The sequence below is a fragment of the Methanolobus sp. genome, from assembly GCF_030682845.1.
Taxonomy (GTDB): domain Archaea; phylum Halobacteriota; class Methanosarcinia; order Methanosarcinales; family Methanosarcinaceae; genus Methanolobus.
Genome location: NZ_JAUXNK010000055.1, coordinates 1 through 6682 on the forward strand (window position 1 = coordinate 1; position 6682 = coordinate 6682).

At 45.4% G+C, this 6682-nt stretch carries 9 protein-coding genes; 6 read left to right on the plus strand and 3 right to left on the minus strand.

Features of this window, described 5'->3' with window-relative positions; all coding sequences use genetic code 11:
- The coding region (locus Q8J68_RS06615) for a glycosyltransferase family 4 protein (RefSeq protein ID WP_305310733.1) at positions 1-580 on the minus strand (580 nt) is incomplete at its 3' end.
- Positions 581-1226: 646 nt separating this feature from the next.
- On the opposite strand from Q8J68_RS06615, the gene Q8J68_RS06620 reads away from it, so the two are divergent.
- Positions 1227-4343, plus strand: coding sequence for a putative Ig domain-containing protein (locus Q8J68_RS06620; protein WP_305310734.1), 3117 nt, complete (start codon positions 1227-1229; stop codon positions 4341-4343).
- A gap of 85 nt (positions 4344-4428) precedes the next feature.
- Here the strand turns inward: Q8J68_RS06620 and Q8J68_RS06625 are convergent, their stop codons facing one another.
- Entirely contained in the window at positions 4429-4788 is a 360-nt protein-coding gene (locus Q8J68_RS06625) for a hypothetical protein (RefSeq protein ID WP_305310735.1), read from the minus strand.
- Positions 4789-4801: 13 nt separating this feature from the next.
- Positions 4802-5152, minus strand: coding sequence for a hypothetical protein (locus Q8J68_RS06630; protein WP_305310736.1), 351 nt, complete (start codon positions 5150-5152; stop codon positions 4802-4804).
- Positions 5153-5281: 129 nt separating this feature from the next.
- On the opposite strand from Q8J68_RS06630, the gene Q8J68_RS06635 reads away from it, so the two are divergent.
- The 5 genes from Q8J68_RS06635 to Q8J68_RS06655 form a co-directional block, all read left to right on the plus strand.
- Positions 5282-5512 (plus strand): hypothetical protein, encoded by a 231-nt coding sequence (locus Q8J68_RS06635; RefSeq protein ID WP_305310737.1) that lies wholly within the window; start codon positions 5282-5284, stop codon positions 5510-5512.
- Positions 5509-5664, plus strand: coding sequence for a hypothetical protein (locus tag Q8J68_RS06640; RefSeq protein WP_305310738.1), 156 nt, complete (start codon positions 5509-5511; stop codon positions 5662-5664). Before Q8J68_RS06635 ends, Q8J68_RS06640 begins: the two co-directional genes overlap by 4 nt.
- 126 nt (positions 5665-5790) lie before the next feature.
- A complete protein-coding gene (locus Q8J68_RS06645) occupies positions 5791-6132 on the plus strand; it encodes a hypothetical protein (protein ID WP_305310739.1) in 342 nt (113 codons plus the stop codon).
- Positions 6129-6275: a hypothetical protein gene (locus Q8J68_RS06650; RefSeq protein ID WP_305310740.1), complete on the plus strand. Its 147-nt coding sequence runs from the start codon at positions 6129-6131 to the stop codon at positions 6273-6275. The genes Q8J68_RS06645 and Q8J68_RS06650 overlap by 4 nt, the downstream gene beginning before the upstream one ends.
- 116 nt (positions 6276-6391) lie before the next feature.
- The coding region (locus Q8J68_RS06655) for a hypothetical protein (protein WP_305310741.1) at positions 6392-6682 on the plus strand (291 nt) is incomplete at its 3' end.

A 6682-nucleotide genomic window follows, 5' to 3' on the forward strand; every position in this document is an offset into this window, starting at 1 on the left:
CATATTTTTTCGGTAGATATAAAGATGTTGATGATTTTGCTTCCTGAAAAAAGTGATAATCCACAGCATTCCCTATGACACTTATTTTCTTTCCATTAATCGTATAGTATTCCTGAATGTGTTTTTTCAGGTAACTTGAAACTGCAATTATGTGATCTGACCAGTAAATGGATATTCTCTGATAAAGTTCATATCTCAATGGGTAATCATATCTTTTTTCTTTTTTTTCTAGATCCACTATCCCATGAGAAACAAAAATAATTTTGCTTTCTATTAGCTTAAATCTTTTCAAAATTAGTGGAAGGACAAAAAACGAAGACATATTGTGAATATTAATGATGTCGTATTTTTCTCGGATTAGCTTATATATTAGTCCAGTGTGGGACACATTGCAAATTGTTATATTCTTTTCTTTGCCACATTTTTCTTTTTTGAAAAATTTCGCATATCTTTTTTTCTTAAGCACTACTACATCATCGCTAATTTTGCTCATTTCATGGGCTAAATTATAAACAACTCTTGAAACACCCGCATATCTTTCATTGTTTGAGGGGTAATGTCCAAGGATACATATTTTCATTTTACTTCCTCTTATTTGTGCAGTTATGATAGAAATGAATCAATAGTTCTCTTTATAGAACTTTGTTTTTAAACTTCGCATTTCTGTCGAGTTTCTTTTAATTCGAAATTACGTCTTTTTTTGACATAAGAACAATATATGCTTAACTATAATTGTATTGCGGAATGTGTTTTTAACTCTAATAGCAGTTCTTTTCATTTAACTTATCTTGTATATGTTGCTTGTTTTCATCTAATGTTCATAGTAATTAATCATTTTATCTATTATGAGCATGAGATTGATTCCAATGTACATTGTCGTTATATATCTAAGCATAGAAACCCTAAAATGTGATCCCCTCATGAACTTTGAAAAACAAAGATATTCAGTAATATTAATTCTAAGTTTATTCCTAACAGTTTTTCTAACGACAGGTCTAGCAAGTGCATCAATCACACTGACTGATCAAAACTCATCTATATCGCTATCTGATACAGTTATTTCAGTACCTGACCTGTATAATTATATTGTTAAAGCAAAAGGCGTAGATCTTACGCACGCAAAATATATTGAAAAAGTAGAATCTGGTGTATGGCATATAAAAGGATTTGTTACAAGCAGTGATAATGGGAAATTGGTTTTTCATGCCGAACATGGAACCGAATTATTGATCTCAAGGACCTTTTCGCCAGGAGGAACTTCCTTCCATGCTTCAGTTGACTGGCGTAATGTGACTATCAGGCAGTGGGATGCTTCCACGAATCAGCCAATTGCCTCCATCGATAATATGAGATGGCACTTCCGATCTAACTCTTACTTCGAAGGTGTGACATTCCATACATTCAATCGTATATACATGGGTGATACTGCTGTTGGTGGTACGGTCACAAATATTACATTGAAAGATGTCTATATGACTGATTGGTACCGGGATGTCAGATTGAGAGGTTCATACTTTTCTTTAAATAATGTCAGTATGGTGGATTCCCATATGGTGTGGCATTCTGAAAGAGCTGGATTCAGAGGTGGAGTGACATCTTACTCTACATACGAGAACATCTACATTAATCCATTCAAGACATTTCCTAAGGGGGCAAGTGATTCTACAGGTTCGTATGGAATACAGTCATCTGGTACTCATGACGTTTACAGGAACATCCACATCGAGAACACTACATACAGCGCATTTGTAACAGGTGGCAACTACAACCAGTATTACAATGTCACTATCCACAACTCCGATCACAACCAGATAGAGATCAGGGAGAACCACGCGATATGGGATGGCATCCACATGACAGGTGGGACGCCTGGAGCACCGGGCACACAGTCTGGTATACTGGTAGCTCGCGCATCGCCTGGCAGTCCCCGTGGTGAAAACGTCACAGTCAAGAATGTGTACATGTACAATTACGGTCAGGGAGGATGGCTCAAGACAGATGGAGACTTAGAACCTCTTGTAAATTATCGCTTTGAAAATATCACTTCAATGTACGGGCCGACTTACTTATTCGGTTTGCAGGATTCAGTATTTAAGAATGTGACTTTATATCAGGCCAACTCCCGTGGGGATGCAGGATGGCAGTATTCAAGATCAACTACGGGTAACCATCCAACCAAGAATGTTACTTTAATTGATGTTTCAATTGACAGTGGAAAACACTACATGTATTTCAGTTCTGCAGACATAATTCTTGCAAACATGAAGCATAGGACATTTGGTTCAGGACACACAGGAACTAGTTACTATGTCTACTACCCACTAGATGTGAAGGTGATCAATAATGACGAATCTCCTGTTCAAAATGCATTAGTCACTATTTCATCAGATGTCTGTGTAATAGATTCAAAAGGCACTCGGAAGAATACTGCTTCCACTGACATTACAGGTCGATTATCTGCAGACGATATTTTTTATGTAGCGGATTTCCGCAGGGTCATGTCTTCGGCCTATACTTACTACACCCACACACTAAGCGCTTCAAAAGATGGAAAATACAATGTCAGTTTTGAAGTTGACCCCGACTCCACCTGGTACTGCGAGAATCCCAACATCCTCACATATACCATCACCGCGATCCTTCCAGACGAAGCTACAACCGGACCCAGCATAATAGGCTTCGCTCCGAGCGAAGATAATCCCTTCGTGCCAGGCAGCACAAAGAAGTTCAGGGTATGGACAGATGAGACCTTAACAAGCATGAAGTGGTATGTGGATGGCAGGCAGGTGTCCTCTGGCTCACTGGAGTATAATTGGAATATTCAGGAAGGGTCGCATACCATACACTTTGAGGGAGCAAATGCCAAGGGAGCGGTAGTGCAGAGCTGGTCCGTATCGGATAAACCAGAGTTCCCTGAAGAGCAGGAAGAGCCTTACATCCCTGTTCCCGAGTCCTCTGGTTCAGGCACCTCTTACACTCCCTCCGCAACCTCATTCACAGCCAACATGGGCAGCTCCACCAACTTCATCGTGAACACTGACGAGCAGTTCACAAGCACTCAGTGGTACTTCAACGGAGTTGCAGTCGCAAGTGATACAACGAGCTACACGCAGAGCTGGGGTGCATCCGGATCTTTCACTGTGAGGTTTGACGGGGCGGATGATCTTGGCACAACGACTAGGACATGGAACGTAGTCGTTACGGGGTCTGAGTATTCGGCTATCAGTGTAGTGCCATCAGCAAGCGTGGTGGCACCGGGTGAGACATTCTCGCTTGATGTGTACATAGATCCCAAGCAGCCCGTGACCGGAGCGCAGTTAAACCTGCACTACAGCACGCTTGCTTCAGTGACATCGGTCAAGGATGGAGGGCTCTTCAAGACGGGCGGCCTGAGCAACACCTTCCAGAGCGGTACCATAGATAACTCCGCAGGAGTGCTGAGGAACGTATACTCTGCCATTATGGGTTCCGGTACAGTTTCAACGCCTGGCAGCATGGCCACAATCAATATGGTCGCGGGCGCATCCAGCGGGATGCTTGAGCTGACACTCTCCAATGTAGTATTGAGCGATGCATACTCCAGTCCTGCACCGTATGATATCACCTATGCTTCTATACTGGTGGACACGGCGCCTGTGTTCAATGCCATCCCTGCGATGTCTATAGAGGAAGAGTCTGCCCTCACATTTGCAGTGAACGCAACGGACGCGGATGGTGACACGCTGACATACTCCAGTACATCCCTGCCACAGGGTGCTACATTCAATGCTACATCCCGGACCTTCAGTTGGACTCCTGTAAGAGGTCAGGCAGGCACATACACCGTGGGATTCGATGTCAGTGATGGCTACCTCAATAACACCGTCACTGCCGCCATCATCGTCACAAGTCTGAACCGGTCGCCAGTGATAACACTCTTTGAGCCGGCGTCAGGCTCTGAGTTCGAGGAAGGCCAGGTAATTGGCATAAGTGTTGTCGCAGAAGACCCGGAGGGAGAGCCACTCAGCTATTCACTGACCATCAACGGCGTCCAGGTGAGCAGCTCCGCGAGCTACCAGTGGATCACTGACTACTCCTGCGCAGGCACACACTCAATAGGCGTCACCGTCAGCGACGGGAACAGCCAGGTAAGCCAGACACACACCGTTACGATCCTTGACGTGCATCCGAGATGGGATGTCAATATGGATGGTGTTGTGAACATCCTTGACATCACCCTTGTGGGACAGAACTATGGCAACACCTATTCAGACAGCCTCCCCAGATGGGATGTCAACCAGGATGGTGTTGTGAACATCCAGGATATGTCTATCGTGGCGGCACATTTTGGTGAAACCTTATAAGTATCCATAAGCCCCTTTAAGGGGGCTATTTTTTTTATAGTTCTCTATTTTCTTCACGAAAAATTGGAACTGTCGGACAATCTGTTCAGCCGGGGGTCGTTGACGAACATCCTGATTCCACATAATACAAATGCTGCCTGTCCGGACAGTATAGGTCCATCTCGATCTTCAGCTGCTGGATAATATCACAACAATACTGTTCCAGGACACCGAACTTGTCCTTAAGGATCTTGCAGAGCTCGCTGGTGGATATACCATTATAGATATGGCCCGCCAGTGAATGCATTGCAGATCTGGCCAGCTCCTCGGGAGTGCATGTGTCAAGCACGTCTATCCGGTAGATCTCACGAGTGGATGTGCCCTCTATGATCGTCTCTCTCTCGTATATTCTAAGGCTGTGATACAGCTTTCCTCCATACGCTGGAATGTTCGTTTTGATGTACATGCTCCTACTCCCATTATTCGTATACGTGCTCTATAACTATCGGCTTTTTGCTCTTAGATGGCGATGAGAGCGACTCCCCTATAATGGATTTGATGAGTACCTTGCCCTCTGAGCTTTTCAGGTATTCTTTGATTACCCCTTCGATCAGATCACCAGCATCTGCAACATATTCACTTGCGGTCGGAAATTGCATGTCACCGTCGCGGTGTGCATGATCGTACATTAATATGAACTGGGACATCGCAGTCGAGATGACATCAGACACCGATCCAAACTCATCGGCGTCTACCAGCTCCTTTGCCCTATTCACGAGATAGGAGCTCATGGCTATTGATACTTTTTCTTTGTTTCTTTTAACTACCATGGTAGTTACTTAGTAGTAAGAATATATAAACCTTTCTTAAGGCAATGATGCGCCTATAATGAGTAAATATAAATATGATTGTGCTATTGTTAATGGTGCAATAGTACGACTTTAGTACGAAGTGAAAACATGACTGAAAACTATCCCACGAGTATTCGCCTGGCGCGTGCTGACAAAGATAATCTCGCTGAGCTTGTGAAACATGGGATCTTCACAAACGTAAGTGATGCGGGGAGATGTGCCATGCGCAGGGGAGTCCTGGCAATAAAGGATGAAAGAGGAATCGGAGTGCAAGATAGGAAAGAAAAAGCAATCGTATCAGATGGCTCTCAACTGGCCGACCCGGCGGTGGAAGTATGAACGAGCTAAGTATTGAAGAGCAGCGCGTACAGTCCATCGAACAAAGCCCATACTGCATCAAACAATGGGAGAACGGCACACTAAGCCAGCAGATGTTTGCCATGGCAGCCAAAATAATGGCGGGTATGGAAGTGATGACCAATGCAATCTGACTTTGCAGGAGAGAAGGCATTGGCCGTCTATAACCAGGCACACCGGGAAAATCATGGAGCTCTTCCCACGTGGTACCCGATAGTTGAAATGGCTCGTAGGGTTAAATTTCTTGCGGGGGCTTGAGCATGGGCTGGTCTAAGAGCGGAGGCTATGCAGGACGGCCGATAGGGTCCACAAAGGACCGATACTGGCTAGGTGAAGGTCACCGGGAGCGCAGGTTCAATCATGCCATGGATATCTGCATATCCACCCTGGACAGGGTAGGTCAGTGTCCCAAGTGCCACAGAGAGACATCAATATGCATTGAGGCCGGGGTCACTACTAAGCTTGGTGCCAGGTCCTGGTGGAAATGCTCTGAATGCAGGCATGAGCATACACGCGAGATATCACCTGAAAAGATGGCCCAGTATTATTGTGAGGACCTGAACAGGATGAACGATGCGAGATATCATGAGGCTGCAGCATGACCATCAATAACATGCCGCTTGCACGCACAAGGATCGTGGCCGAGTGCATATGCGACCACTGCGGCCATATTTTTGAGATCGACTGGCAGTGCAGGAATCGGCCGATCTACTGCCCGGAATGTAATGGGGAGGTACGACCCTAAAGCCACCTCCCCATCCACTCCGGGACACCAGGGTCATATCGGGTTCGAACCCCGACCGGAGCATTGGCCTGCAGATGTCCTGCAAGCTTTCTATCAAAACAAAGGATGTGAAGTGAATGTCTGACGAAGTTGAAGTGTACATAGATTTTGACCGATTGCCAGCTGGCATAGGTTACACAAAGGACGACCCCCTCAAGCATATAGGCGCTGCGGACGTGACCAGGATCCAGCAGTGGATCCGCAGTAAAGTATCAGGGGAGAACGAAGTGTTTGCCGTCATAACCGGCAGAGCCTCAAGATTTGTGAACATGGTCGCAACAGCAGAGCTTGCATCATGCAAGAACGTGACCCGGATAGGATGGTCCCAGGCCGGGATGGTGCCTATTGTTGTGAAGGATCTCAGGGGG